Raw genomic sequence first — 25,411 nt, forward strand, 5'->3', positions numbered from 1 at the left:
ACCTAGGAAACTATAAAAGAAGCTTCTCATAAGTTGAACAAACTTGTGAGAAGCTTTTTTCATTTCTGGGGTTACGTGGAGATAGACAATGACTATTTTATTAAAAATCAGAGAAAATGCAATATGTATTATTGTTTTTTATTTAAAAACAATTGAGGAAGAAGAGATAACCAAAAGGTTGAATAACGTTAAAGAGGAAGTAGCAATAACAATTAAGACATTTGAGGATATATAATTAACTAAGGATGAAGCAGGAACTCAATTTAGAGTTTCTGTTTTTAATTTTACAATTACAATAATATTCACAAATGGTAGAATATAGGTATTGTAGTTATTTGTATTCCATTACTAACTTTATACTTCTTAATTTTTAAAAAAATAAGTTATAAGCATGGTGATTAATTTTGGATCTAGAAGTTTTTCTTAGTGAGTTACAAACACAAATTTCTGAAAAGAACGTGAATTTTTTAATTGGATCGGGAGCATCGGTACCTTTTTTTCCTTCACTTGGTAACATAGAGAAAGTGTTAACAGAAAGAGAGTGTAATAACTCCGTTCGCCAATTGATTTATTTACACTACTTTAATAATGTAATTGAGAAAAATTACGATTTAATAGATGATTCTGTTCAATGTGAATACCTTGTTACACACAATTATAGAAGGTTTATCAGAGGAATAGTGAACACTATGAATTATAGAAATTCAAGGCTATCTCCTAAACGAGCAAATATTTTTACAACTAATTATGATATGTTCTTTGAAAGAGCTATTGATTATGAACAGAGGAACAATTCATCAATAATACTTAATGATGGAGGAAATGGATACTTTTTTAGAACGTTGAGTTCGGAAAATTTCCACAAAACTGTTTCGCGTAATGGTGTATTTGATAATTATCATAAGGAACTACCTACTATTAATTTGATTAAATGTCATGGTTCAGTAAATTGGGTTAATCAATTGTCAGGAAGTCAAGAAGTGATAGAAATTCAAAATGAATTAAAATTTTTAGAGATAATCAGTAACTCTGCTAATAAGATAACTTTAGAAGAGGAAGATAAGAATTTTATAGATGATTTTCTTTGGAAAGATGGAAATGATGAGAGTTTAGATTTAAAGATTCATGAAATTGCTGAGATGAATTGGGAGAAATTAGAATTATTTTTTGATGAATATAAAAAGCTTTTGATTATTAATCCTGAAAAAAGTAAATTTAAAAATACTGTACTGGATGAGTATTATTATAGTATGTTGCGGTTGTTAAGTTATGAGTTGGAAAAGCCCCAGACTGTTCTAATAGTCTTTGGCTTTTCATTTGCGGATGAACATATCAGGAATTTAATTAAGAGGTCGTTTCATAATCCGGAATTAAGGATTTATATATTTGTATATAAACGCGGTTCAGCTAAGGGGATTACTCAGTTGTTAAATTGTGAACATCAAAAAAATGTAGTAATTATTGAGCCTACTGAAGATATGCCTCCAATAGATTTGTTGCAATTAAATAAACTACTATTTGGAGGTTAAGAGAATGACAATGTCACTTGAGGTAGGAAGTGTTATTGAAGTTAGGGGAACTAGGGTGAAGGTTCAAGTATATAAAGATATGAATCATTCATCTTTTATTTTTCAAGGTGAAGTAATAAGTAATATCTCGGTAAATGGATTTGTTATTATAAAAAAAGGATTTTTAGATTTGGTGGGGAAAATTGATGCTGAATATATTGAGGACTTATTAAATAGTAAGAAGCGCCAAGAAAAAGATTATCGATATAACAAAGGTACAATTTCTAGAATACTCGAAGTGCAAATTTTAGGATTCTTGGATAAAAGGTTGTTTTATAGCGGAGTAAAACAGTTACCTATGATTGGAAACCTTGTCTATATACCTACTAAGCAAGAAATCTTAGATATATATTCAGGAATTAAGTCAGATATTTCTGTAGGTAGTGGATTAAATATTTCAATAGGTCAATCAATATACGAAGACATTCCAGTGTCGTTTTCCATTAATTCTTTTTTTTCCTCCCATATAGGAATTTTTGGCAATACAGGAAGTGGGAAATCGAATACTTTAGCTAAGTTGTTCTATGAGTTAATTAATACCGTTGGTTCTGATAATTTACGAGATAAAAGTTCATTTCACCTTATTGATTTTAATGGTGAGTATGCGCATAAAGATGTTTTTGGATTAGGTGAATCGGAATTAAAGATAATTGATTTAAGTAACAATGACGAGGATAGAAAAGATAAATTAAGAATTACTTCTAGCTATTTTTATACTCCGGAGGTACTCTCCGTCTTATTTAGTGCTAAAGAACAGACTCAAAAACCTTTTATAAAAAGGCTTTTAAAAAGAATGAGTTTCGCTAAAGAGAATGGTTGGGGTTTAAAAAATTATTTACCTAATTTATTTGCGAAATCTCTTGTTCATCCTACAAAAGAGGTTTTTGAATTTATCAAAGAAGTGTTTGAATATTTATCAATTGAATGGAATAGCCAAGAGCATGAAAGCTTTCTTCAAAAGATAAAATCCATTCAATGGCATACTAGAAACAATAAATATTTTATTGGGTCTTGTTATTTCGATACAGTCGATGATATTAAGAATACCTACAGTGATGGTTCAGGATATGATTATCTAGTCCAATGGTGTACTGAAATAGACGACAGGGGTATTGGATGGTGTGATGAATTTATATTAAATTCCAAGCTACAGTTAGTAAATGATTTGTTAAACCGTTATGCACAGTTTGATCATATAAATCCTTTAATTCATAGAATTGAATCAAAAGTTAAGGAACTAGAACAAATTATAGAAATAATAGAAGAAGATACAGATGGTCATACTCCTATTATGACAATATACTCTTTTAGGGAGTGTAATTCTGATATTAAGAAAGTCATCCCATCGTTGATTGCCAAAATGCTTTTTGATAATCATAAAAAACAAACAAAACAAGATAGTATTGATAAAACGGTGCATTTAATTATTGATGAGGCACATAATATCCTTTCTAATCAGATAATGAGTGAAGGAAAAGGCTGGCAAAATTATCGTTTAGAATTATTCGAAGAAATCATAAAAGAAGGCAGGAAATTTGGTTTCTTTCTTACTATATGCAGTCAACGACCATTTGATATATCACCGACAATTATTTCACAAATTCACAATTATTTTATTCATAGGCTAGTTAATAATAAGGACTTAGAAATGATTGATAATACTATCCCAACCCTAGATAGAGTCTCAAAAGCAGCAATCCCTTCTCTCGCAAGTGGAACTTGTATAGTATCTGGAACAGCATTATCTATGCCGGTATTTATTCAAGTTAATCGTGTGCAAGAAGTAAAAAATAGGCCAAGAAGTGAGAATGTAAATCTTTGCATACTTTGGGAAGTAAATTAGAAATATGAAATATAAGTTAGAAAAATAGGAACTTTAAAAGGAAAAGATCTATTAAATATGGCTAGGGAAGAGACATATGAATGAGCAGTTAGAATTAGATTTGTTATTCAACAAAATAACAAATAATTATAAAAATTTAAGCGAAAATGAATTAACAAGGCTAGTCCAATTAATTAACTATTAGTATAGAGATATATCGATTAACGGAATGGTTCCAATGTACGACAAAGTGATAGTCGAAGAGGGTCTTAAACATCCTCAATTGGAAACTATAGATTCTGATTGGTTTGAAGAGATATGGGCATCTGTATGTCTGGAGCCTCCTGCTACAGATCCTATTTTCATACAAAAAAACCACCCCTACACTGAATATAAAAAAGTTAAAGAAATTCTGAATACTGCCCAAAAAAAATTGAACTAATTGATCCTTATATTGATGGCACATTGTTTCCATTATTAGACGAATTAAATTACAAGGTAAGAGTTCGTGTTATCACTGAAAAGTTTCAAGGTGATTCAAAAATATTGTACGAAAAGTTTAAAAAAGAGCGGAGTAATTTAGAAATTCAAATTAATAAGGGAAATCATGATAGATATGTAATTATTGATAGAAAATTTGTATATTTATTCGGATCTTCAATTAATTCAATTGGAAATAAATCAACGACTATTGTTCCGATAGAAAATGAAAGTGTAAAGAGTAGTATTATAGAATATTTTGATGTCTCATGGAATAAAGAAGTGGAACCAGTCTAGTTCTCCAGAAGACAGACTGTAATAGTTAATGTTATGGAAGAAAGATTTTATGATATGAAATTGCAAAGAGACACCTAGTACTATATTTTTTTATGACTGGCACTTTTAGGCTGCCAAGATTCAAATCGCGCTGCCCCAAAAGGCAGCCTTTTTGTTATTTGAAAACGTTATTTACAAATATATTGTATACATCAGGGATAATAATTTATTATATGAATTTTTGATGAAAGAAGGGGCCAATAAATGTTTCCGCAACTTTTGTTTGTTTATATTAAAGAACTAAGAAAATGTTTTAATCAACAGGAGTTTTGTTTTACAAATGATTTTGACATCACTTTTAATGAAGGTAAATTACTAATTAACAAAAAAAGAAATCCTTACAACGACTTATGGGGGAAAAAAATCAGTAACATTAATCTGATAGTTGGTAAGAATGGTTCAGGTAAATCAACTTTACTAGATCTAATAGGTTCTACTAAGAGTAGGAGATTGAAATTACTAGAAAAAATAAAGAGAGAAAAAAATGAAGTTAGGAACTCTGAAGAGTGGTTTGCTGTGTATCATATAAAAGATGATATTTTTGTTATAGAAGGTAATAATCCAGATTTGTTGAAAAACTTAAAACATGTTCCTGAATTAACAAGTGATGAATATAGTATGTGTATTACATATGATTTTTCAGAAATGGCAGCGAAATATTTCACTTACATTCAGTTTAATGAATACACTAGGGAACGAGAATCTTATAGTCTAGATAGAAAGATGCTCTCTCTTTACATGTCTAATGGCGTTAATAGAGATTGGTTTTTAGATAATAAAAAAAGAGATGAACAAGATTATTATGTAGGGTTTAAAAGGCGTTATTTAAATAATCCTCTTTACTCAAATATATATAAATTTTTGAGTGAAGGTCACAAAATGATAGAAGAAAACTTTACTGCCCAAAACGCTGTATGTGAGATAAGAAGAGAAGAATTTTACGATTTAGTTTATGAAAAGGACATAACTAATAAATTGGAATTTAATTTATATAGTGATAATAATAAGATTCTTTTGTTTAAGAACGACATTTTTTCCAAATTACTTAGCCAAGATAAAAAAAGCGAGTTGGATAATTGGTCGGTCAAAGAGAAATATATTATTAAATTTCTTGAAAATATGATATTGGGATATTGGATTGATCGAGGAAGAAGTGAATTGGACGAAAGTAAAAAACAAAATTGCATAAAAAAAATAGAATCAATTATATATGAAGAAGAAAACTTAGATGCCAGAATAAATTATTTAATACAAGTGTTAAGACAAATATTTATTTCATTAAACAACATGGTTTCTCTGGAAAGATCAGAATTTAATCCGGATTTTATAATCGACATAATTAAGATTTTATTAAATGTTAAAGAAAAATTTTATATTTCTGATCACATGATAAGCATAAACATCAATAAGGGGTTTGAAGAGGAAATTTACAAGTTACTTTTTTTATTTGACGGGTTAAATGACGAGGAAATATATCTCAATTTAAAAGCAAGATTTAAGAATATGAGCGTAGGCGAACTAGAGTTTGTAAATGGATTTTCAAATCTGTATACGGCAATACAAATTGCTATACAAAATAAAGAAATTGATACGTTATTATTATTATTAGACGAGCCGGATGCTTCATTTCACCCTGAGTGGTCAAGGAGATATATTCATAACATATACCGATTTCTTGATAGTGTTGATTATGGTAAGGAATTAAAATATCAAATTATTATAACTACACATTCACCTTTTATAGTTTCTGATGTTCCAAAGGAACATATAACATGTATAAAAATTCAGGAGGATAGTTTTGGTAATACTCAAAGAATTGTAAAAAAGGCTGAGTTTGGCTTTATGAGTAACTTCTATGACATCATACAAAGTGACTTTTTTATTACTTCCCCTATTGGTGAATACGCTAAGCATGTGTTTGAAAAAACTGTTAAAAGGATTACTTCATGGAATGAGTATGATGAGAAAGAAATATTTTTGGTTAATGGTATAATCTCTTCTATAGGTGAAGAGATTATTCGTGGGAAATTACAACAGTTGATGAATGATAAGAAGATGGAATTGTTACCCCAAAACGAGAAAATCAGAAGAATCAATGAAATAGAACAGGAACTCAGAATACTAAAAAATATTATGGATGAAACTTATAATGATTAATCTAGATCCGAATATCTTAATAAGAATAAAATCTGATTACAGTAATAAAATGTTAAATAGCATAGAACAACGATATAAACAAGAAGTGAGTATAAAGCCAATTCAAGAAAATCCTTTTACAAATCAACCATATACTAATTTATTTGAAAATGGTCGTGTTCATGGAATAGATCTCAAGTTAGCTGAAGAGTTATTGACTAAGCCCATGGATCACTTATGTCATAATTATGCGCAAATAAACTACTACATTTTAACGTGTAAATTAGTTTATTTTAGTACTTTTAAAGTAGATAAGGAGCTTAATAGGCTAAATAAAAAAATCACTCAAAAAGAACGAAACAAGTTTCGCGAAGAATATGTTTCTAGTTATATGAATCCGTGGATTAGCTCTATATTAGCAACTCATCCCAATTTTTCTTCAAATAATGATAACTTTATAGCGTTGATTAAAGAGGTGGAAAGAAGACTCATATGTTTGAATAATGCCATTGCAAAAGTAGTGGATTATGATTTCCTAAGCTCAGAGTTAAGACATTTAGTATTGACTGGAACAGGTGTAGAAGTATATGTCCTTATTGTAATAGGCAGTATATTACACCGTATCAAAAGGGAACAAAAATTAAATCGACTGCAGACCTTGATCACTTTTTCCCAAAATCTATTTTTCAGTTGCTATCTTTGTCTTTGTTTAACTTTGTTCCTTCTTGTCAAATATGTAATTCCAGATTTAAGTTAGCGAGAAGTTTAGAAATTCTTTATCCGTATAATGATGGATTTAATAATAAAGCAGTTTTTGAAGTTAAATTAAATTCTAAAAGCACTTTGGAATCTATAACTGGTAAAAATACGAACTTTGATTTGACGATAAACATAAGTCCTACATGCAGTAATAAAGTAGAAGTGGAAAATAGTATTAAACTCTTTAATCTTAGGGAAGTTTATCAATGTCATAAGGATTATGTAAGAGAGATATTATATAAAAAACATGCTTATTCTGATACATACAAAGGTCAGCTTAAAAAGTTGTTTTCAGATATGAATTTAGGCTTGACCGAAATAAATTTATTTTTATATGGTAAAGACTTAAATCTCGATTATTTGGGTAAGAAACCCTTATCAAAACTTACATACGATATTATTAATTCCACTAATATATAGAAGAAATTATTTTTACAGACAAGGTAAATGACATAAATTTTAATCATGGCCTATAAAATACATCATGTATCTGAAAAGCCATATGTGAGAAGTGACTATTATATTTGTTTGTGTTTAAAAAGATATTTAATTAGGTATAAAAATGCTAACATTTTGCTAACGCAATCCCATAAAAAACGGTAAATCAAGATGTTACAATTAGTATATCCAAAACGTTGATTTACCGCCTTTTTGCACCTCTCGTTAACGATATTACACACTCACAGCTTACGGGCGGCATGATGTAATCTGCCTCTCTAGCCCATAATAGATAAGGGTTTTGAGTAAGGTAAGAGTGAAATGCTAACCATTTTGCCAAATTAGGAAACTATAAAAAGAAGCTTCTCATAAGTTAAACAAACTTGTGAGAAGCTTTTTTAAATCTCTTGATAATCTATTTCTCCACCTTCTCCCCAAAAGCCTCCGGAATCATCGTAAAGCCCTCAATAACCGTATCTTCCTCAACTTCAATCATGAGGTAACGTTTACCACTAAGGTGCACTTGCTTCACGTACCTTAGATCTTGCGGACTGATTGAAATTTTAGCTACCTTTGTATCAATCTTAATAGATTTCGAGTTGTATTTCGGTACTACACTGCTTGCTTTAATCTCATACTTATCATCATCAATCACTTTTTGGAAAGCGGATTCTACCTTTTCCACACTGATATCTTCCACGCCGCTCGCTTTCAAAACCCGTTCAACGTCCTTTGAATCTAAGCGTGGATGTTCTTCCTCTTCGTTCTCTTCAATTATTCGGTTAATCTCTTCATACACATTGGAAAGGGTAGAGGTGTTTAATTGATCCTGTGTTACGTCTTTAATGATCTCTTCAAACACGATTTTATCATCTTTTGCCGTCATGATTTCTTCGCCATTTAAAACGTCCACGATGAACTCATAATCAGGCTCATGAACTTTACCTGCTGAATACAGGATGTGGTTCACATCTGCGGCATTATCACTGAAACAAGGGAAGAGAAATCCTCCGATCGGTGCGTTCAGGTTGATGATCGGATCGACCACGAAATTGTACTTGAACTCTTTTTCCACATAATCAAAGAGCAGTTCTTTCTTCGGTTCCTGTGTGTTGTTTATGCTGCTCAAAATAAAGGGGAAGGAGTAGACGGCATCTCGTTCGCTAATCTCCGCCTCATCATTTTTGCGCTTTGTCGGCTTATAGTATTCTCCCTTAATAAAGGTAATCACGATATCCTTTTCGTACTGGCGGTTTAGTAACATTTTTCCTACCATTTGAAGCATGCGTTCTTTCCAGTCTTCTGTATCGCTAGCAAGTAACCCCTGATGCAGAATAAGCTGGCTATTGTTTTCAGCATTTCTATTAAACTTTAATTCAAATAACTTTTCATCGAGATTCCCACCAAGCAATTTTTTAAAGTTATTAAAGAAAAGCTCTTGTTGTTCAGCATCTAGCATCTCAAAAGGCTGACTCACGTGATGATAGATCTCGCTGGATTCTTTCGTAATATACACATTAAAGATGCTGGAGATTTTCAGTAGATCGTTCTCTTTCTTGAACTGTTTTCGTATTTGAGCGATATCTTTTTTGTTCATGCTTGTATACACTCCTAAGTTGTTACGATTTTAAGTCGACACTCTCTATATGTCTAACAGGGAAGTATTCTTTATTTTAACATTCAGAAGGAGTGAAGTGTGAAGGTGAATATGGAACTTGAACTTAAAAAAGCAGACACCAAGAATATATATTTTAATTATTAATTATGTGCACAAAAACAAATACGATTGGTATTAATAGTAGAGTAATAATGATTGTATTTTTGTTAATTTTTTTACTCATAGTTTCTCTTACTTTTCCAAAAATCAAAAGAATTGCACAAACGAACATGCACCCAACTAAAAAATATGATAGTGGATCTTGGTCAAGAATATAATTACCGTTTGGTAGCTTTGTTGCTGAACTTGAAAATAGTAACAAACTTAAAATAACAATTCCAAACATCGGACCCCAGAAAAACCAATCAATTTGTTTTTTCTTCATTCTTACTCCTTATAAAAAGTATTTTGTATTATTAATTCAAAAAACCCCATATCGCATAGCGGTTAAGCCGATACGACACAGGGTCTCTGTTACTAAAGAATTCTTTTCTTAATACGTGCTACGAGTGGAACCACGATTAGTCCAGCAAATCCAACTTGCAGAACGTTTCCTGGAATTGATCCGAATGGTTGAATCCAGTTGCTGTAAAGCACAACTTCTGCAAAATAATAGCCTACCACTTTTATCAGCATAGCTACGACAACTGCCAAGGAATAAACGAGCACACGTTTTCCTGGTACTTTTTCAGATATAGCGCCCGCTACATAGCCCATTGCCCCAACGATGATAAATGTGAACGGAGCCCATATTGTCCATCCGGATAGGAGGTCAAACAAACCCATCCCGAAAGCACCTGCAATAGCACCGGTTCTTCTACCGAAAACAAAAGCCGCTACAAATAAAGGAATGTTACCCAAGTGGATAAGACCACCGTTTCCTGCGATCGGAAGCTTGATGTTGATGAACATTGTTGCAACAAGCGTTAGTGCCACGAATAGTGCGCTGATGACTAACATTCTTGTTTTAGTCGATTGTATTGATGAATAAGTAGTATTCATACCATAACCTCTTTCATAAAAAATGAATGTAAAAAAATGATTGCACTTATTCATTATATATGTCCTTATTCTTTTAGAAAACAGCTATTTTATGGGTAGGGTGAAGAAATAGAAAAATAAACTAGTGGAATGAGCGAGTTTTTCAAAAGGAAAGAAGGGGAGAACGACACATTTGCCGAAATCTATTTTGTAGAGCATAGACGTATCGATACAGTTCATTGCGAATGCCTATAGTAGAGGAATTAAACGATATGTATCGCATGGCGATATAAGCAATAGATGAAAAGACATGAAGGAGGCCCGATATGCGACGTGATATACAACCGAATGAACGAGCTTTCTCCTCCAAGGAAGTTGCAGAAGAAGTAGGAATCGCAACACCGACAGTCCGTAAGTATGGCCAAATACTAGAGCGAAACGGATACGAGTTTTTAAAGGATGGAGATCGCCGTATCTTTGTTCAATCTGATATCGAATCGCTCATAGCGCTACGCGATACAGACAAGCCTTTAGACGATACAGCTAAAGATCTCGTGCTTCAACAAAAAGAGAGACTAAAAGAAACAGTTCAAACGGACGTAGCGCTACCCGATACATATGAGAACCTTCCACAAGACCCAAACCAATTACGAGAAGTCTTAATGATGCTAGCGAATGAACTAGCAGCAACACGAGAGATGAATGCTCAGCTCACAAACGATATGTCAGAGCTTAAAGTAACCGTTTCAAGACTTCAACAAGATCATCATGCAATCAGTGCAAACGTAGGAAATGCCGCTCAGAAAACGAACGCAAAGATTGAGAAGCTGACCAATCAACAAAAAGAACAATACGAAACATTATTAGAACAGGAAAAAGAGAAAAGTGAACTTCTGCAGCAAGAAATTCAAAAGTTAAGAGAAGAACAGGTCAAGGAATGGCGTCTGCAGAACGATTTCAATAGACGACTTGAAATCGTAGTGCAAAGCCGGCCGAAAAGCAAATGGGAAGCCATTCTATCTTTATTTAGAAAGTAAGTTTGTGTGTATCGGGGGGCGATACGGTTAACCGTTACAAAGCTCTTTTTGTATAGATATAACTTGACCCGATATGGATTTATAACGATACAAGATACAATCCTCAACATTCAATCGTCATATTTCTACAATTTCCCGAGAAATATCTACAAAAACAGCACACTTATTAAGCTTGGGAAATTAGAGTTTAAGAACGCAAAACAACATCAGAAAGTACGATTACGGTGCACTGTATAGGGTGCATCTTTTTTTATTTGTTCACTTATATCGAATCTTCTCTTTTTTTGTAAAAAAACAAGGAATATCGTCTGTGTGATGAGAATATTTAAAAGAAAGAAAAAATTAAATAATGTAGAGACAGAAATGTTAGAGGGGAGTCTATCATGAACGCTAGAAATGAAAAGACATTTGAATATCATCCTCAACTTAGAGAGGTTATCGCAAACGTAGAAAAAGTTATGGTAGGTAAGAAAAAGGTCACAGAGCTGACGCTTGTTTCGTTATTAGCAGGGGGACATGTTTTACTTGAAGACGTACCAGGAGTAGGGAAAACAATGATGGTGCGATCTATCGCTAAATCCCTGGGCCTAACCTTTAACCGCATCCAGTTCACACCAGATCTATTGCCGTCTGATATGACGGGAGTATCGATATATAACCAAAAAGATATGAGTTTTGAATTTCGGCCTGGTCCTCTTGTAGGAAACATCATTCTCGCTGATGAGATCAACCGTACATCACCGAAGACACAATCGGCACTTCTTGAATCCATGGAAGAAATGAGCATGACGGTTGATGGGCAGACGCACATATTGCCCGATCCGTTCTTAGTTATGGCCACACAAAATCCGATCGAATACGAAGGAACTTATCCGCTTCCAGAAGCACAGCTTGACCGCTTTTTAATGAAGCTGACGATGGGATATCCGACTCCAGAGGAAGAGTTTAACGTATTGAACGTGATCGGAAACGAACACCCGATCCACCTCCTTAAACCAGCCATCTCACCTGAAGAGATCTCAGAACTGAAAACAGCCGTGAAGAACATCTACGTATCAGATTCAATCAAGCGATATATCGTCGACCTGATCAATCGTACACGTAATCATAAGTCCATTGCGCTAGGCGTCAGTCCGCGTGGGTCGCTTGCGTTATTAAAGGCAGCACAGGCTTTTGCCCTTCTGATGAACCGTGATTTTGTAATCCCTGATGATGTGAAATACTTAGCACCGTATGTTCTTGTTCATCGTGTGTTATTAAAACCGGAAGCTCGTTTTGAAGGGGTTTCAGCTGAAGAAGTGATCAATGAGCTTTTGGCCCGTGTGCCAGCACCTATTCATAAGGAACAGCATGCATAATGAAGGCGTTTCTTCATAAATTTCGGAAGCGGTATAAAACGCCGATCGGGTTTTCAGGGATCATCTTCTTACTGCTTGTTACGTTTTCTTTTGCCATGTTTCAGGGAGGCTTCGTAAGCTGGTTTCTATTTTACAGTGTTCTTCCGCTCGTACTTTATTCCATTACGATGGCTTTTTATCCGATACAACGGTTAAAAGTGGAGCGATATATCTCTAAAACCAAGCTGATGGCAGGCGAAGAAATAGAAGTGACAATTGTCATCAAACGACGCAGCAACTTTCCACTCTTTTATGTTGTGTTAGAGGACCTTCTGCCAGAGGTGCTGCTTCGTGAAACGCGATACGAGGGCAATACGCATCAGATCCAGTCTCGTATTTTGCTGTTACCGTTGTTCCGCAAAAACCTAGAATTTTCGTATACGATTAATCCTGCACCGCGTGGGTTATTTAAATTTGATCAGATTCAAATCAGTACAGGAGATATCTTTGGCTTTGTTTTAAAAAGTACGAGTGTTTCCGTTCAAGACCAGATCTTTGTGTACCCGCAGTATCAAGATATCGAGCGGTGGGAAGCGGGAAAGATGCTTCAATCCGGTATGAAAAAAGTCGGGAAGCGTTCGTTTTCCGACTATACATCAACGGTCAGTGTGCGTGATTATGTGGCCGGCGATCGTATGAACTGGCTGCACTGGAAAGCGAGTGCGAGATCGAACAAGCTGCTGACAAAAGTGTTCGAACAGCAGCGGAACGATGATTTTGTGATTGTGCTTGATCATTGTGAAAAGAGTTACGGCACGCACGATTGGCTGTTTGAACGCGGCGTTTCACTTGCGGCATCGATCGTTCACTATGCGATTTCAAAGGGTGGTTCGATCGGCTATCATCCGCTATCTGGAAAAGAGATCCCGATGAACATAGGGACCGACCAAGAATGGCGGATTCTTCACGAACTGGCAAAAGTAAAATCAGACGTGAAGCTGCCGTTTGAAGAACGATTGAAACAAGAATACATGGCAGGCTTTATGGAAGGTAAAACGGCGCTTATCATTTCGCCGAACCTTTCTGAATACACGATGAAAACGCTCGAGCTTATCGCATCTAGACAGCAAACGAACGTGATTTTCTTTTACTTAGCGCTTGATTCTAAACTTAAGAGTCAAGAACTCACGTATATCTCTCGAATCAGACAGTTCGGTGTGCTTGTAACACCGATGATTGGTTCTGACTTTAACGAATCGCTGAAGGCAGGTGGCACGTATGCCTCAATCTAATCAGCAGCAAGCGTCAACACTACACGTCTTAGTTCTGTACGCCTTAGGCTTTCTTCTTTTATGGGAGTGGTTAAGACCACTTAAAGAGCTTACGACGACGAACGATATCCAGATTTTCGTAATGTACACGCTCTTTTTGTTTATCGTAACGTATTTTCAACTTCCGTTCTGGATCTCATTTCCGGTGAAATTAGGAGCGATGTTATATGCGCTTCATTCTCTATACTTCTTTGATGTCTTCTTGTCGTTTAAATGGGTTCCTTTTTTAATCGAAGACATTCAATACAATCTGGGGCTGTTTTCCGATCAAAACTGGGATGAGATGACATCGCTATCAAGGAGTTTATTGTTCTTTATTCTACTCTGGCTCGTTAGTTATTTGATGCATTATTGGCTCGTCCAAACCCGGAGAATCTTTCTGTTCTTCTTAATTACGGTGATCTACATTTCGATACTCGATACATTTACGGTCTATGATGGGAAGTTCGCGATCATCCGTACCGTTTTCATCGGACTGATCTTGGTCGGTATTTTAAGAATGATGAAAATTATTGAAACGCAAGGCTTCTCTCTTTTAAAAGGAAAGTTTCCTGTGCTCTGGGTGGCACCACTTTCTGGTGTTATCGCATTGTCGTCAGTTCTCGGATATGTTGCACCAAAAGCATCTCCGATCTGGCCAGATCCTGTTCCGTTTCTTCAGAATCTGTCTGGGAAAGGCGATGAAGAAGGTTTAGGGAAAGGTCCTGGTATCGCAAAGATTGGTTATGGTGAAAACGACAGCCAGCTTGGTGGGCCGTTTGAGTTCGACTATACGCCAATCTTCACCGCTTATGATAACGGAAGGCATTATTGGCGGATCGAAACGAAAGAATTCTATACCGGTAAAGGGTGGGAGAATAAGATTCCGACTCAGGCGATCGCTTTAGAAGCAGATAATCCTTCAGCCGATACGAATTATACGAGAATCTGGGAAGATGGATTAGAAATGAAAGACCATAAAGCACGCATTGAAGCGGAAAAAAGAAAAGAATACTCATTTTTAATGATTCCAGGAAAGCTGACCAACATTCAAGCGGATTCGGGTATCAGTTATCAATTAGATGGTGTGAACGGAAAAATTTCTACCTTTCAAGATGGAAGAGAAGAGAAGCTTACGGAATACGAGATGGACTATCAGCTGCCTGTTATAAAAGAAGAGCAGCTAAAAGCTTCAACCGATCAATACCCCGAAGAAATAACAGAAAATTACCTGCAGCTGCCTGAAACACTGCCACAACGGGTAAAAGACCTTGCGCAAGAAGTTACAGCGGACCAACCAACGCTCTACGATAAAGTTAAAACGGTCGAAAGCTATTTTGCTAAGAACGCTTATGGCTATAACACGATTGAAGTTGCGGTTCCAAAACGCGATGAAGATTACGTCGATCAGTTTTTATTTGAAACGAAAAAAGGGTATTGCGATAACTTTTCAACATCGATGACCGTGATGCTGCGTTCTGTCGGCATACCTGCTCGTTGGGTTAAAGGCTTCACTCCTGGAACCTTTGAGGCACTAGGTAAAGACGGTCTACGTGAATATACCGTAACCAACGCAAACGCTCACTCTTGGGTAGAAGTGTATTTTTCAGGAATCGGATGGGTTCCTTTCGAGCCTACGCGCGGATTTGATAATCCATTCGAACCAGAAAGTGAAGAGAAAGATTCAACACCAGCTGCACCAGTTCCAACTCAACCAGACAAGCCTGAAAAAGATTTAACGAAGGACGATAACGCTGCTTCAGGAGAAAAAACAGGTTCAAGTTCAATTTTGAATTCACTTGGAACGCTAGCGGTTATATTATTAATTAGCTTGGTTGTGATTGCAGCTCTCGCTTATCTGTTCCGCAAAAAATGGCTTCGTCAGTACACGATTTGGCGCTACAAACACAAAAAAGGCGCGGATAGCTTTGAAGAAGCCTTTGAACGCTTGATGTGGCTATTAAAGGTTTATGGCATAAAAAGACGACCTGCTTTTACGTTAAGAGAGTATGCTCTATATGTTGACAGAGAGCTTGATTCAAAGGACATGAGGATTCTCGCAAAAGCTTATGAAGGCGTTCAATTCAGTCCGAAAAAGCAGTCAGATTTGTGGAATGATTTTCATAAAGAATTGTGGGAAAATTTAATTAAAAGAATCCGCCCTTGACCGCTATAACTGGCATTGTTAGAATGTCTTTAAGATTATAGTGTCAGATAATATTCTCCTTCGTATATCCTCGATAATAAGGTTCGAGAGTCTCTACCGGGTTGCCGAAAATGACCTGACTATGAAGGCAGGATTCTTTATAGCTACATTTTAAGGAATTCTGCCTTTGTTTTTGTATGTGGAAAACAAGGGTAGAATTCTTTTGTTTTATAAAGAAAGTGTAAAGATAGACAAGCTGACGGATACTATAGCTGATAATAATAGATGGGGTGAAGTACATGAGCGTAACGAATGATTTGCACGTAATGAGTGAAATGATCGTTGTGTTAGATTTCGGTGGACAATATAATCAGTTGATTGCACGTCGTATCCGTGACTTAGGAGTATACAGTGAATTACATCCGCACACGACAACGGCGGAAGATATAAAGAAAATGAATCCAAAAGGAATCATCTTCTCTGGTGGACCTAACTCTGTTTATGCAGAAGGAGCACCAGCTTGTGATCCAGCTATTTTTGATCTGGATATCCCAGTGCTTGGAATCTGTTATGGTATGCAGTTGATGAGCTACCACTTCGGCGGTAAAGTAGAGCGCGCGAGCCACCGTGAGTATGGTAAAGCAGAGATCACAGTAACAAACATGAACAAGTTATATGAAAAACTTCCAGAACAACAAGTAGTATGGATGAGCCATAGTGACTTAGTTGTTGCACCACCAGAAGGTTTCGTAACGGACGCAACAAGTCTTTCTTGTCCTGTAGCGGCGATGAGTGATGTATCTCGTAAACTTTACGGCGTACAATTCCACCCAGAAGTTCGTCATTCAGAGTACGGTATCGAGTTTCTTGATAACTTCGTAAAATCTGTTTGTGAATGTGAAGGCAACTGGACGATGGAAAACTGGATCGAAGACGAAATTCAAAAGATCCGTGACGTTGTAGGTGACAAAAAAGTCATCTGCGCGATGTCAGGTGGCGTTGATTCATCTGTTGTAGCTGTTCTTGTTCATAAAGCAATCGGTGACCAATTAACATGTATCTTCGTTGATCACGGACTTCTTCGTAAAGATGAAGCTGATCAAGTTATGAAAACATTCAGCGAAGGATTCAACATCAACATCATCAAAGTCGATGCAAAAGAACGTTTCTTAAGCAAGCTTGAAGGTGTTTCTGATCCTGAGAAGAAACGTAAGATTATCGGTAACGAGTTCATCTACGTATTTGATGAAGAAGCGTCAAACCTACAAGGCATCGAGTTCCTTGCACAAGGCACGCTTTACACAGATATCGTAGAGAGCGGTACAGCAACTGCACAAACGATTAAGTCTCACCATAACGTTGGCGGACTTCCTGAAGACATGCAGTTCAAATTGATCGAGCCTCTTAACACACTCTTTAAAGATGAAGTGCGTAAAGTAGGTACAGAGCTTGGCATTCCTGAACACATCGTTTGGCGTCAGCCGTTCCCAGGCCCTGGTCTAGGAATCCGTGTACTTGGTGCGATTACAGAAGAAAAATTAGAGATCGTTCGTGAGTCTGATTTCATTCTTCGTGAAGAGATCGCAAAAGCAGGCTTAGAGCGTGAAGTGTGGCAATATTTCACAGTGCTACCTGACATCCGTAGTGTTGGTGTTATGGGTGACGCTCGTACGTACGATTACACGATCGGTATCCGTGCGGTAACATCTATCGACGGAATGACATCTGACTGGGCACGTATCCCTTGGGACGTACTAGAAAAGATCTCTACTCGTATCGTAAACGAAGTCGATCACATCAACCGCGTGGTGTACGATATTACGTCTAAGCCACCAGCAACAATCGAGTGGGAATAGGTTTGAAAGCGAAAACACGAACGATTATTGCAAAATAACATAAAATCATTCGTGAAAATGCTTGACGTACGACAAAGTTCGACCTATACTCAAGTAGTAATTAAAAATTAAATGTATTTCCTACGTATAAATTCGGGGATATGGCCCGAAAGTTTCTACCAGACTGCCGTAAATGGTCTGACTACGAAGGATTTTTGAAACATGGCGCACATGCTCTCTTTGCATAGGCCACGTTTCATTAACTCTTACGTATTCAGACCCAAGGGCTCGTCCCTTGGGTCTTTTTGTTTGAACAAAGCTGCTTTTGAAAGTAGTTGATTTCCGCTCCAGGTGCTTCGCTTTCCGCGGGGCGGGCGGTGAGCCCCTTGCCGCTTTGCGCCTTTAAGGGTCTCACCTGTCCCACTCGTCGCGCAGGAGTCTCGCACCTTGCGCTCCAATCAACTACAATGATGCAAAGTTCAAACCCCATAAGTCAGTAAAATAAGCTTTTACGATTTTATACGTAGACAGGGTATAGGGGGATATATAGATGGAAAAGTATTTTGGTTTCAAGGAGTTCAACACTTCTTACAAGAAAGAGGCAACAGCAGGATTAACAACGTTCCTTGCGATGGCTTACATTTTATTCGTTAACCCTTCCGTTCTAGGCGATGCTGGCATGGATAAGGGTGCCGTGTTCACGGCAACTGCACTTGCAGCGGCCCTAGGAACACTTTTCATGGGAATCGTAGCAAAATATCCGATTGCACTTGCTCCAGGTATGGGACTTAACGCATTCTTCGCTTACTCAGTAGTCTTGGTCATGGATATTCCGTGGCAAACAGCACTGGCTGGCGTATTGATGTCTGGAATAATCTTTATTTTTATTACATTATTTAAAATTCGTGAAACGATTATAAACGCAATCCCGGAAGATCTTAAATTTGCTGCAGCGTCCGGTATCGGACTGTTCATAGCATTCATCGGATTGAAAAACGCAGGAATCGTCGCGCCAAGTAAAGCAACACTGGTTTCTCTTGGTGACTTAACACAAGGTCCAACACTTCTTGCCATCTTTGGATTCATCATCACGATTTTAATGATGATCCGAAACGTTCGTGGAGGAATCTTCTACGGAATGGTAATCACAGCTGTAGTAGGTATCTTTACGGGCTTGATCAATAAGCCAGACCAAATTGTAGGAGCGATTCCAAGTCTTGCACCAACATTTGGACAAGCTTTCTCTCACTTTGATCAAATTTTCACCATAGATATGATGATCGTTGTTCTAACGTTCTTTATCGTTGATTTCTTTGATACGGCAGGAACATTGATGGCAGTAGCATCACAAGCCGGAATTATGAAAGACAATAAACTGCCGCGTGCAGGTAAAGCTTTGCTTGCCGATTCATCAGCGATCGCAGTTGGTGCGATCCTTGGAACATCTTCAACAACAGCTTACATCGAATCAGCTTCAGGTGTAGCAGCGGGTGGACGTACAGGATTCACATCCGTTGTAACAGGTGGGTTGTTCTTATTAGCTCTTTTCTTCTCACCATTATTAGTTGTCGTAACACCATCTGTAACAGCACCAGCGCTTATTATCGTCGGTGTACTAATGGTATCCGTTCTAAGCAAGATCAAGTGGGACCGTTTAGAAATCGCAGTACCAGCATTCTTAACGCTGATTGCCATGCCGCTCACATATAGCATCGCAACAGGGATCGCACTAGGATTCGTTATGTACCCACTGACAATGACAGTAAAAGGACGTTTTAAAGAAGTTCACCCGATCATGTGGGTTCTCTTCGTCGTCTTCATCAGCTATTTCGTTTTCTTAGTCGAATAGAGAAAAAGATTCGTTGGAATGTCCGTTTTCGGGCATTCCTTTTTGTATGTGCCAGAAAACAAATAAAAAAGATAGCCGATAACTTTAAGGAAGAGAGATGCAAAAAATAAGTTTCTTCATTATAATAGTGTGCAGAAAGAAGATTAAGGGAGAAGTGGGAAATGGAAGCAATGTGGAGCGTTTGGTTTTTTGTAGTAGGAGCCGTCTTAGCCTCGTTCGGCGGAGTGATCGGCTATCGTCTGCCAAAGGGAATGAAGATCGTAGATGTAGAACGTTCACAATGTGACCATTGCGAAAGACAATTAAAATGGTACGAGCTGTTTCCCATCGTTTCATTTGTAGCTGCGGGTTCAAAGTGTAAATCATGTAAGAAAGGGATCCCTCTTTTATATACGATGGTAGAACTCGCAACTGGTGCTCTTTATAGTTTTTCATACATAAAATACGGCTTCTCTATTGAATTGTTGTTAGCCTGTTCACTCGTTTTATTATGCGCCATCATTACCGTTTCCGACTTGTTGTACTTTATTATCTCAGACAAAGTGCTGATTGTGTTTTTCGTGTGGTTCCTAGCGTTACAGGGGATCTTTGAACCTAGAGGCTGGGTAGACGCTGCCGTCGGAAGTTTGCTCGGATTTTTATTTTTATTGTTGTTAGCCGTTCTCTCAAAAGGCGGAATTGGCGGTGGGGATATTAAGCTGATGGGCGTATTAGGACTCGTACTCGGTTTTCAAGGAGCATATCTAACACTGATGGTCGCGTCCATCGTCGGAGTATTAGTCGCAATCGTAGGATTAGTAACGAAGAAATATAACCGTAAGACCGCAATCCCGTTCGGACCATATTTAGCGGTAGGTGCGTTAGTGACGATTTATTATAGTGAAGAGTTGTTGGGGTTGATTTTTTGACCTCAACTTTTTTTATGTCGAAACTTTGATTTGGATTGAGCGTAAGTAGGGTATGAAAATTAGAGTGGTTTGAAGGTTAATGTGGATTACAGTTACATATAGAAGAGGGTTAAGTTAGGAGGTTTTGTTGGAAATGTGGTTAATTATTTTTACGAATATACTAGCGTTCATTTTAGCATTAATATTTGGAATAGGTTATTACAAAAAGAAAAAGAAAGAAAAAGTTAGTCAAATTCGAGCTGAACTCTGGGGAACTGCTGTCTTTATAGGAGTTATGATTTTTTTTAATGGAGTAATTGTATATTCCAATTTCATTGATGATCGTAGAGAAAAAAATGCATTTAATGAAATGAAAGAAAAATATAAAGAAGAAGGAATTCCAGATCAAGAAACCTTCAAAAACTTAAAATTATCCATTAAAAGGTACAATCTAAGTAGTAAAAGATATTATGCAGTTTATGTCGCCAATTTTAATGAAAAAGCAACTTTTATTGGGAAGATTCTTATAACAGTAAAAGATGAAAACAAAAAAGTTGGGGAAATCAAAACTGAACAGATAACGCTCAAGCCAGGTGAGAAGAGGATGATTGATTCATACAAGGGACCTAAATATTCTGACAAGTACTCCTATAAATGGATTGGAAAACTAAAATAAATATTAAGGTAAGAATGTGTTTCGTTGAAAAGAAAGGAAGATGAAAGTGATCTTTAATCCTATGCATTTTTGGTTTAATATGGGGGCTTTGGCTTTGGGACTTATTTTAGCCATTAGCTCATTCGTTCACTATAAAAAGTTAGGTAGAACGAGAACAGGTGTTTATTGGGCAATTGGCTGTATAGCAACATGTTTACTAGCGATGAATGGAATTATGAAGGTTTCAGATGTAATGGATGAACATATGAAGAAAGAGGCCTTTGAATTGCTTGATGAAAGATACGAAGACCGTGGAGATCCGAATAACGAGTCTTATAAAAATTTAGAGCTTGTTGTGAATCCTGAAAAAATTAGAAGTTTTACGGCTTATAATTTTTATGTGGCTAATTTCAACAAGAAGTATACATACAAAGGGAAAATTGAAATCACGATTAGGAATAAGAAAGATAAGAAAATTTTCACACATGTTACAAAGCCAATCACTATAAAACCTGGTGAAAAAAAGGAAATTAAAAATGCTAATTATGATACTTGGCACCCAGGCTACTCTTGGAAATGGTTGGGTGATCTTAAGAAATAATAGTACGAAATTAAAACATCACTAACTTAAATATTTGCTCTAAATAGGAGGGGAGATGTGTATGAGTTTTCAATCTTTATATTTTTGGGGTAATATTGTCGTGGGATCTATAGGATTATTTGTAGCCATTAGCGCATTCATTCATTATAGGAAGTTAAATCAAACTGGCAGAGCTATTCGTTGGTTTATTGGCTCTTTGACGGTTTGTTTAATTTTTGTAAATGGAATTATTAAGGTTGTTGAAATTATGGATGAGCATATGAGGAAAGAAGCTTTTGAACTGCTAGACGAAAGTTTTAAAGAACGTGGTGACCCGAATAACGAGTCTTATGATAACTTGGAACTTGTTGTAACTCCAGATAAAAACAGGAGTTCTACTTCATACAATATTTATGTAGCTAATTTTAATAAACAGTATTCATACAAGGGAAAAACTAAAATTACAATTAGGAACAAGAGAGACAAAAAGGTTTTTACTCATGTTACGGAAACGATTACTATAAAACCGGGTGAAAAAAAGCAAATAGAAAATGTAAATTACGATACTTGGCACCCAAACTATTCGTGGAGATGGTTGGGAGAGCTAAAAAAATAGTTATAATATTTTTCTATTAGGATCATCAATGACATTCATCAACTATTATAAGTTGAAAAGGAAAAATGGGAGATGAAAGTGGATTTTGATCCTTTACATTTTTGGTTTAATTTTGGAGCGTTAATGTTTGGCGTTTTTCTTGCTGTTGGATCATTTAGCTATTATAAAAACTTGAACCAAACAAAAAAAGGTATTTATTGGGCAGTTGGTTGTATTGCTACTTGTTTACTAGTGATAAATGGAATTATGGCAATTGTAGATCTCAAGGATGAACATTTGAAAAAAGAAGCCTTTGAATTACTTGAAGAAACTTATGAAGACCGTGGGGATCCGAAAAACGAGTCATATAAAAATTTGGAACTTGTTGTAACTCCAGAAAAAGTAAAGAGGTATACTTCATATAATATTTATGTTGCTAATTTTAATAAACAATCTACATATAAAGGAAAAGTGGAAATTACGATTAGGAACAAGAAAGACAAAAAGTTATTTACTCATGTTACGGAAACGATTACTATAAAACCTGGTGAAAAAAAGGAAATCAAAAATACTAATTATGATACTTGGAACCCAGGTTACTCGTGGAAATGGTTGGGGGAATTAAAGAAGTAAAACGGAAAGACCATCTAAACACAAGTTTAGATGGTCTTTTTCATATTTGAGCCTTTTTTCCTAGTAATTAAAGATTAGTTCAAAAGTATGAAAACCCTTTGATTGCAGCTTTTTAGGTTTTGGATTGTCATTTTAGTGGAAATTAAAATTTAGCATTAATGGTTATTTATGTATTTTAGTTATGATTATATTCCTAGTATAGTTATTTTGTAGGGTTGTCGAAAAGAGTCGAAGATTGGAGGAGGATAGTAAGAAGGTTGTGGATAAGTCCTATAAACCTTTATGAGCCAAGGAATTAGAGGGGTTGACGCTCTTGGAAAATATGTGATAGTTTTGGCATAGAAAATTGGCGAGTTCTATAATTAAACCTAAAATTTTATCGAAATAGCAATTTAGAGAGAGAGGTCAAACACAAGAATGCTTGAGTCCAAAAGAAAAGCCATTATTTTTATTACCTTATCTGTGTTATTAGCTATCCTTGCTGGAGTTATGTTTCTCCAGAAAGTCAAAGCGCTTAATAACCAACTAGGTGATACAACCCCTGTATATGTAGCTAAGACTGAAATTATATCTCGTGAACTGATTAAGCCGAGCCAAGTTAAAACCATAGAAATTCCTAATAAATTTATTACGGATAAACATATTGTCGATAAACGAGAATTAGCTAATATGGTTTCAATCGTTCCATTATCCAAAAATGACATCATAACAACCAGCATGTTAAAAGAAGCTTCAAATGTACAAGATCAAAATAACAGACTAGTTACTATGGTTCCTTCTGAAAAAGTAAGCTTTGATCAAGAGCTGGAAATTTCTGATCGTGTGGATATTATCGTTTCACACAAATTTGAAGAAAAACCAAAAACAGAACTATTTATGAGTGATGTACTTGTTTCAATGGTAGCTAAGAAAGGCGAAAAGTTTCAAGGTGTACGTCTTGAAGTATCTGTAGAAGATGCAGCTAAACTTATCCATATGCAGAATTATGCTGACAGTGTTCGAATATTAAAAGCAAACGTGGGTAAATCTGAATCAACAGATAAAAAAGAGCAGCCAGAAGCACCAAAACCTGAGACTCCAGCGTCTGCGCCAGCACCAAAAGCTCCAGAGAAAACACCACCTGCTGAACCTAAGCCAGCAGCAAAACCAGCTCCGGCGCCAGCACCAAAAAAAGAATAGCTTTATTCATCAGAAAAGTAACATGATCTGGAGGTTCATTAAATGAATACGCGTCAAAAAATTGTGGTCATTAGTGAAGATACACTACTAAAAGAAAACATCAGTAACTCTTTACTTGAATATGAAAAGGTAGAACATGTTTTGCCGTTCCAAATGGCGAAAGAGATAGATAGATTGGCACCTGATATTGCGATTGTGGCTAAACTGACGTTGGAACAGAGTGTTGAGATGGTTCAGAGCATACATTCTATCAATCCATCTGTGCAAATTATTTTTGTTTCAGATGTACCTGACTTTGAACTGTTACGAGAAGTTATAAGAGTAGGAGCAGTTGATTTCTTTGTCCTTCCAGAAGAACAGACACTTATGCATGATTCATTAGAAAAGGTTTGCAAGGTCATCGAACAAAATAAGAAACAAGAAGGAAACGCACAAAGCTTTAAAAAAGGCAAAGGTACTATTATCTCTTTTTATAGCGGAAAAGGCGGTAGTGGAAAGACACTGTTATCCACATCTTTTGCACAAACGTTAAAACTAGATTCAACTGCACAAGTTTTATTTATAGATCTAAATCTTCAATATGGCGGAGCAGAAGCTTTTCTAGGATTGGATGAGAGTAGGTCCATAGTTGATTTGAAACCTGTTATAGAAGAATTAAATGAGGGACATATCAAAAACGTTACTCAAAAAGAAAAGTTTTCATCATTAGAAGTATTGCTAAGTCCTTGTGACGCAGAATCAGCTGAAATGGTAGACACGGAGTTTATATCTAAGCTACTAAGAACTTGTAGAAGAGCTTATGACTATGTAATTGTAGATCTCCCCGCTTATATGAATGAAGTAAACGTTACGGCATTAGAAGAATCAGACTTAATCTATTATGTTATGAATTTAGATACACCATCATTAAGAGTATACAAAAACACAGAAGAGCTATTTAATAGATTGAGTATTAATACAGAAAACCGATTATTCTTTGTTTTTAATCAAGTGGGCAAAGAGAACGAACTTACGATTAAAGATTTTAAGAGCCTTTTAACAAAACCGGTTGTGGCAGAGATTAATCGAGATCTTAAAGGGATACAAACTGCAATAAACAATAGCACTCCACTTAGAAAAGAGCCAAATGAAAAGAAAATCTCGGTTGCTGCTAAAGGCATTAAAAAATGGGTTGCTTCAACACTGAAGTAG

General features: G+C 36.0%; 22 protein-coding genes and 2 riboswitches. Of the genes, 19 read left to right on the top strand and 3 right to left on the bottom strand.

Translation table 11 applies throughout. The features are described 5' to 3' along the window. Positions 1–88: 88 nt before the first annotated feature. From HU823_RS20195 to HU823_RS20220, 6 genes are all read left to right on the top strand, one after another. Positions 89–235, top strand: coding sequence for a hypothetical protein (locus HU823_RS20195; RefSeq protein ID WP_197223198.1), 147 nt, complete (start codon positions 89–91; stop codon positions 233–235). A gap of 169 nt (positions 236–404) precedes the next feature. Then, a complete protein-coding gene (locus HU823_RS20200; RefSeq protein ID WP_197223199.1) occupies positions 405–1,529 on the top strand; it encodes an SIR2 family protein in 1,125 nt (374 codons plus the stop codon). 4 nt (positions 1,530–1,533) lie between these two features. Next, the gene (locus tag HU823_RS20205) at positions 1,534–3,411 is read left to right on the top strand and encodes an ATP-binding protein (protein WP_197223200.1); all 1,878 of its coding nucleotides are present in this window, start codon (positions 1,534–1,536) and stop codon (positions 3,409–3,411) included. A 444-nt stretch (positions 3,412–3,855) separates the two neighbouring features. Next, a complete protein-coding gene (locus tag HU823_RS20210) occupies positions 3,856–4,167 on the top strand; it encodes a hypothetical protein (RefSeq protein WP_197223201.1) in 312 nt (103 codons plus the stop codon). A 243-nt stretch (positions 4,168–4,410) separates the two neighbouring features. Further along, entirely contained in the window at positions 4,411–6,363 is a 1,953-nt protein-coding gene (locus tag HU823_RS20215; RefSeq protein WP_197223202.1) for an AAA family ATPase, read from the top strand. Further along, the gene (locus tag HU823_RS20220; RefSeq protein ID WP_197223203.1) at positions 6,356–7,099 is read left to right on the top strand and encodes a hypothetical protein; all 744 of its coding nucleotides are present in this window, start codon (positions 6,356–6,358) and stop codon (positions 7,097–7,099) included. Before HU823_RS20215 ends, HU823_RS20220 begins: the two co-directional genes overlap by 8 nt. Before the next feature lie 855 nt (positions 7,100–7,954). Here the strand turns inward: HU823_RS20220 and HU823_RS20225 are convergent. From HU823_RS20225 to HU823_RS20235, 3 genes are all read right to left on the bottom strand, one after another. Next, the gene (locus HU823_RS20225; protein WP_197223204.1) at positions 7,955–9,136 is read right to left on the bottom strand and encodes a DUF4317 domain-containing protein; all 1,182 of its coding nucleotides are present in this window, start codon (positions 9,134–9,136) and stop codon (positions 7,955–7,957) included. A 154-nt stretch (positions 9,137–9,290) separates the two neighbouring features. Continuing rightward, positions 9,291–9,581 (bottom strand): hypothetical protein, encoded by a 291-nt coding sequence (locus HU823_RS20230; RefSeq protein WP_197223205.1) that lies wholly within the window; start codon positions 9,579–9,581, stop codon positions 9,291–9,293. Between the two features lie 92 nt (positions 9,582–9,673). After that, complete coding sequence (locus HU823_RS20235) at positions 9,674–10,198, bottom strand: ECF transporter S component (RefSeq protein ID WP_197196072.1); 525 nt, start codon at positions 10,196–10,198, stop codon at positions 9,674–9,676. A 305-nt stretch (positions 10,199–10,503) separates the two neighbouring features. Between HU823_RS20235 and HU823_RS20240 the strand changes: the two genes are divergently transcribed. From HU823_RS20240 to HU823_RS20300, 13 genes are all read left to right on the top strand, one after another. Further along, entirely contained in the window at positions 10,504–11,214 is a 711-nt protein-coding gene (locus tag HU823_RS20240) for a hypothetical protein (protein ID WP_197223206.1), read from the top strand. Positions 11,215–11,597: 383 nt separating this feature from the next. Further along, positions 11,598–12,572 (top strand): AAA family ATPase, encoded by a 975-nt coding sequence (locus HU823_RS20245; protein WP_066391191.1) that lies wholly within the window; start codon positions 11,598–11,600, stop codon positions 12,570–12,572. Further along, entirely contained in the window at positions 12,572–13,843 is a 1,272-nt protein-coding gene (locus tag HU823_RS20250) for a DUF58 domain-containing protein (RefSeq protein WP_197223207.1), read from the top strand. Before HU823_RS20245 ends, HU823_RS20250 begins: the two co-directional genes overlap by 1 nt. Beyond that, a complete protein-coding gene (locus HU823_RS20255; protein WP_197223208.1) occupies positions 13,830–16,028 on the top strand; it encodes a transglutaminase domain-containing protein in 2,199 nt (732 codons plus the stop codon). The genes HU823_RS20250 and HU823_RS20255 overlap by 14 nt, the downstream gene beginning before the upstream one ends. A gap of 40 nt (positions 16,029–16,068) precedes the next feature. Next, a riboswitch (purine riboswitch) is annotated at positions 16,069–16,170 on the top strand. A 136-nt stretch (positions 16,171–16,306) separates the two neighbouring features. Next, positions 16,307–17,863 (top strand): glutamine-hydrolyzing GMP synthase, encoded by a 1,557-nt coding sequence (gene guaA, locus HU823_RS20260; protein WP_171005669.1) that lies wholly within the window; start codon positions 16,307–16,309, stop codon positions 17,861–17,863. Positions 17,864–17,965: 102 nt separating this feature from the next. Continuing rightward, positions 17,966–18,067: riboswitch (purine riboswitch) on the top strand. A 325-nt stretch (positions 18,068–18,392) separates the two neighbouring features. Then, the gene (locus tag HU823_RS20265) at positions 18,393–19,691 is read left to right on the top strand and encodes an NCS2 family permease (protein ID WP_197223209.1); all 1,299 of its coding nucleotides are present in this window, start codon (positions 18,393–18,395) and stop codon (positions 19,689–19,691) included. A 161-nt stretch (positions 19,692–19,852) separates the two neighbouring features. Then, complete coding sequence (locus tag HU823_RS20270; protein WP_197223210.1) at positions 19,853–20,599, top strand: prepilin peptidase; 747 nt, start codon at positions 19,853–19,855, stop codon at positions 20,597–20,599. Positions 20,600–20,726: 127 nt separating this feature from the next. Then, positions 20,727–21,254: a hypothetical protein gene (locus tag HU823_RS20275; RefSeq protein ID WP_197223211.1), complete on the top strand. Its 528-nt coding sequence runs from the start codon at positions 20,727–20,729 to the stop codon at positions 21,252–21,254. Positions 21,255–21,294: 40 nt separating this feature from the next. Continuing rightward, the gene (locus tag HU823_RS20280) at positions 21,295–21,834 is read left to right on the top strand and encodes a hypothetical protein (protein ID WP_197223212.1); all 540 of its coding nucleotides are present in this window, start codon (positions 21,295–21,297) and stop codon (positions 21,832–21,834) included. A 61-nt stretch (positions 21,835–21,895) separates the two neighbouring features. Beyond that, positions 21,896–22,429: a hypothetical protein gene (locus HU823_RS20285; protein ID WP_197223213.1), complete on the top strand. Its 534-nt coding sequence runs from the start codon at positions 21,896–21,898 to the stop codon at positions 22,427–22,429. A 72-nt stretch (positions 22,430–22,501) separates the two neighbouring features. Beyond that, positions 22,502–23,041, top strand: coding sequence for a hypothetical protein (locus HU823_RS20290; protein WP_197223214.1), 540 nt, complete (start codon positions 22,502–22,504; stop codon positions 23,039–23,041). A gap of 417 nt (positions 23,042–23,458) precedes the next feature. Further along, positions 23,459–24,220, top strand: a complete 762-nt coding sequence (gene cpaB / locus HU823_RS20295; RefSeq protein ID WP_197223215.1) for a Flp pilus assembly protein CpaB — start codon at positions 23,459–23,461, stop codon at positions 24,218–24,220. Between the two features lie 42 nt (positions 24,221–24,262). Then, on the top strand, positions 24,263–25,411 hold the full coding sequence (locus tag HU823_RS20300; RefSeq protein WP_197223216.1) for an AAA family ATPase: 1,149 nt from the start codon (positions 24,263–24,265) through the stop codon (positions 25,409–25,411).

Source organism: Fictibacillus sp. 18YEL24, assembly GCF_015903855.1.
GTDB lineage: Bacteria > Bacillota > Bacilli > Bacillales > Fictibacillaceae > Fictibacillus > Fictibacillus phosphorivorans_C.

What these genes read in the sequence shown, in the direction of transcription:
- HU823_RS20195 (WP_197223198.1), top strand. Translation starts at nt 89, where the DNA reads ATGACTATTTTATTAAAAATCAGAGAAAATGCAATATGTATTATTGTT.
- HU823_RS20205 (WP_197223200.1), top strand. Translation starts at nt 1,534, where the DNA reads ATGACAATGTCACTTGAGGTAGGAAGTGTTATTGAAGTTAGGGGAACT.
- HU823_RS20215 (WP_197223202.1), top strand. Translation starts at nt 4,411, where the DNA reads ATGTTTCCGCAACTTTTGTTTGTTTATATTAAAGAACTAAGAAAATGT.
- HU823_RS20220 (WP_197223203.1), top strand. Translation starts at nt 6,356, where the DNA reads ATGATTAATCTAGATCCGAATATCTTAATAAGAATAAAATCTGATTAC.
- HU823_RS20225 (WP_197223204.1), bottom strand. Translation starts at nt 9,136, where the DNA reads ATGAACAAAAAAGATATCGCTCAAATACGAAAACAGTTCAAGAAAGAG.
- HU823_RS20230 (WP_197223205.1), bottom strand. Translation starts at nt 9,581, where the DNA reads ATGAAGAAAAAACAAATTGATTGGTTTTTCTGGGGTCCGATGTTTGGA.
- HU823_RS20235 (WP_197196072.1), bottom strand. Translation starts at nt 10,198, where the DNA reads ATGAATACTACTTATTCATCAATACAATCGACTAAAACAAGAATGTTA.
- HU823_RS20240 (WP_197223206.1), top strand. Translation starts at nt 10,504, where the DNA reads ATGCGACGTGATATACAACCGAATGAACGAGCTTTCTCCTCCAAGGAA.
- HU823_RS20245 (WP_066391191.1), top strand. Translation starts at nt 11,598, where the DNA reads ATGAACGCTAGAAATGAAAAGACATTTGAATATCATCCTCAACTTAGA.
- HU823_RS20250 (WP_197223207.1), top strand. Translation starts at nt 12,572, where the DNA reads ATGAAGGCGTTTCTTCATAAATTTCGGAAGCGGTATAAAACGCCGATC.
- HU823_RS20255 (WP_197223208.1), top strand. Translation starts at nt 13,830, where the DNA reads ATGCCTCAATCTAATCAGCAGCAAGCGTCAACACTACACGTCTTAGTT.
- guaA (WP_171005669.1), top strand. Translation starts at nt 16,307, where the DNA reads ATGAGCGTAACGAATGATTTGCACGTAATGAGTGAAATGATCGTTGTG.
- HU823_RS20265 (WP_197223209.1), top strand. Translation starts at nt 18,393, where the DNA reads ATGGAAAAGTATTTTGGTTTCAAGGAGTTCAACACTTCTTACAAGAAA.
- HU823_RS20270 (WP_197223210.1), top strand. Translation starts at nt 19,853, where the DNA reads ATGGAAGCAATGTGGAGCGTTTGGTTTTTTGTAGTAGGAGCCGTCTTA.
- HU823_RS20280 (WP_197223212.1), top strand. Translation starts at nt 21,295, where the DNA reads ATGAAAGTGATCTTTAATCCTATGCATTTTTGGTTTAATATGGGGGCT.
- HU823_RS20285 (WP_197223213.1), top strand. Translation starts at nt 21,896, where the DNA reads ATGAGTTTTCAATCTTTATATTTTTGGGGTAATATTGTCGTGGGATCT.
- HU823_RS20290 (WP_197223214.1), top strand. Translation starts at nt 22,502, where the DNA reads ATGAAAGTGGATTTTGATCCTTTACATTTTTGGTTTAATTTTGGAGCG.
- cpaB (WP_197223215.1), top strand. Translation starts at nt 23,459, where the DNA reads ATGCTTGAGTCCAAAAGAAAAGCCATTATTTTTATTACCTTATCTGTG.
- HU823_RS20300 (WP_197223216.1), top strand. Translation starts at nt 24,263, where the DNA reads ATGAATACGCGTCAAAAAATTGTGGTCATTAGTGAAGATACACTACTA.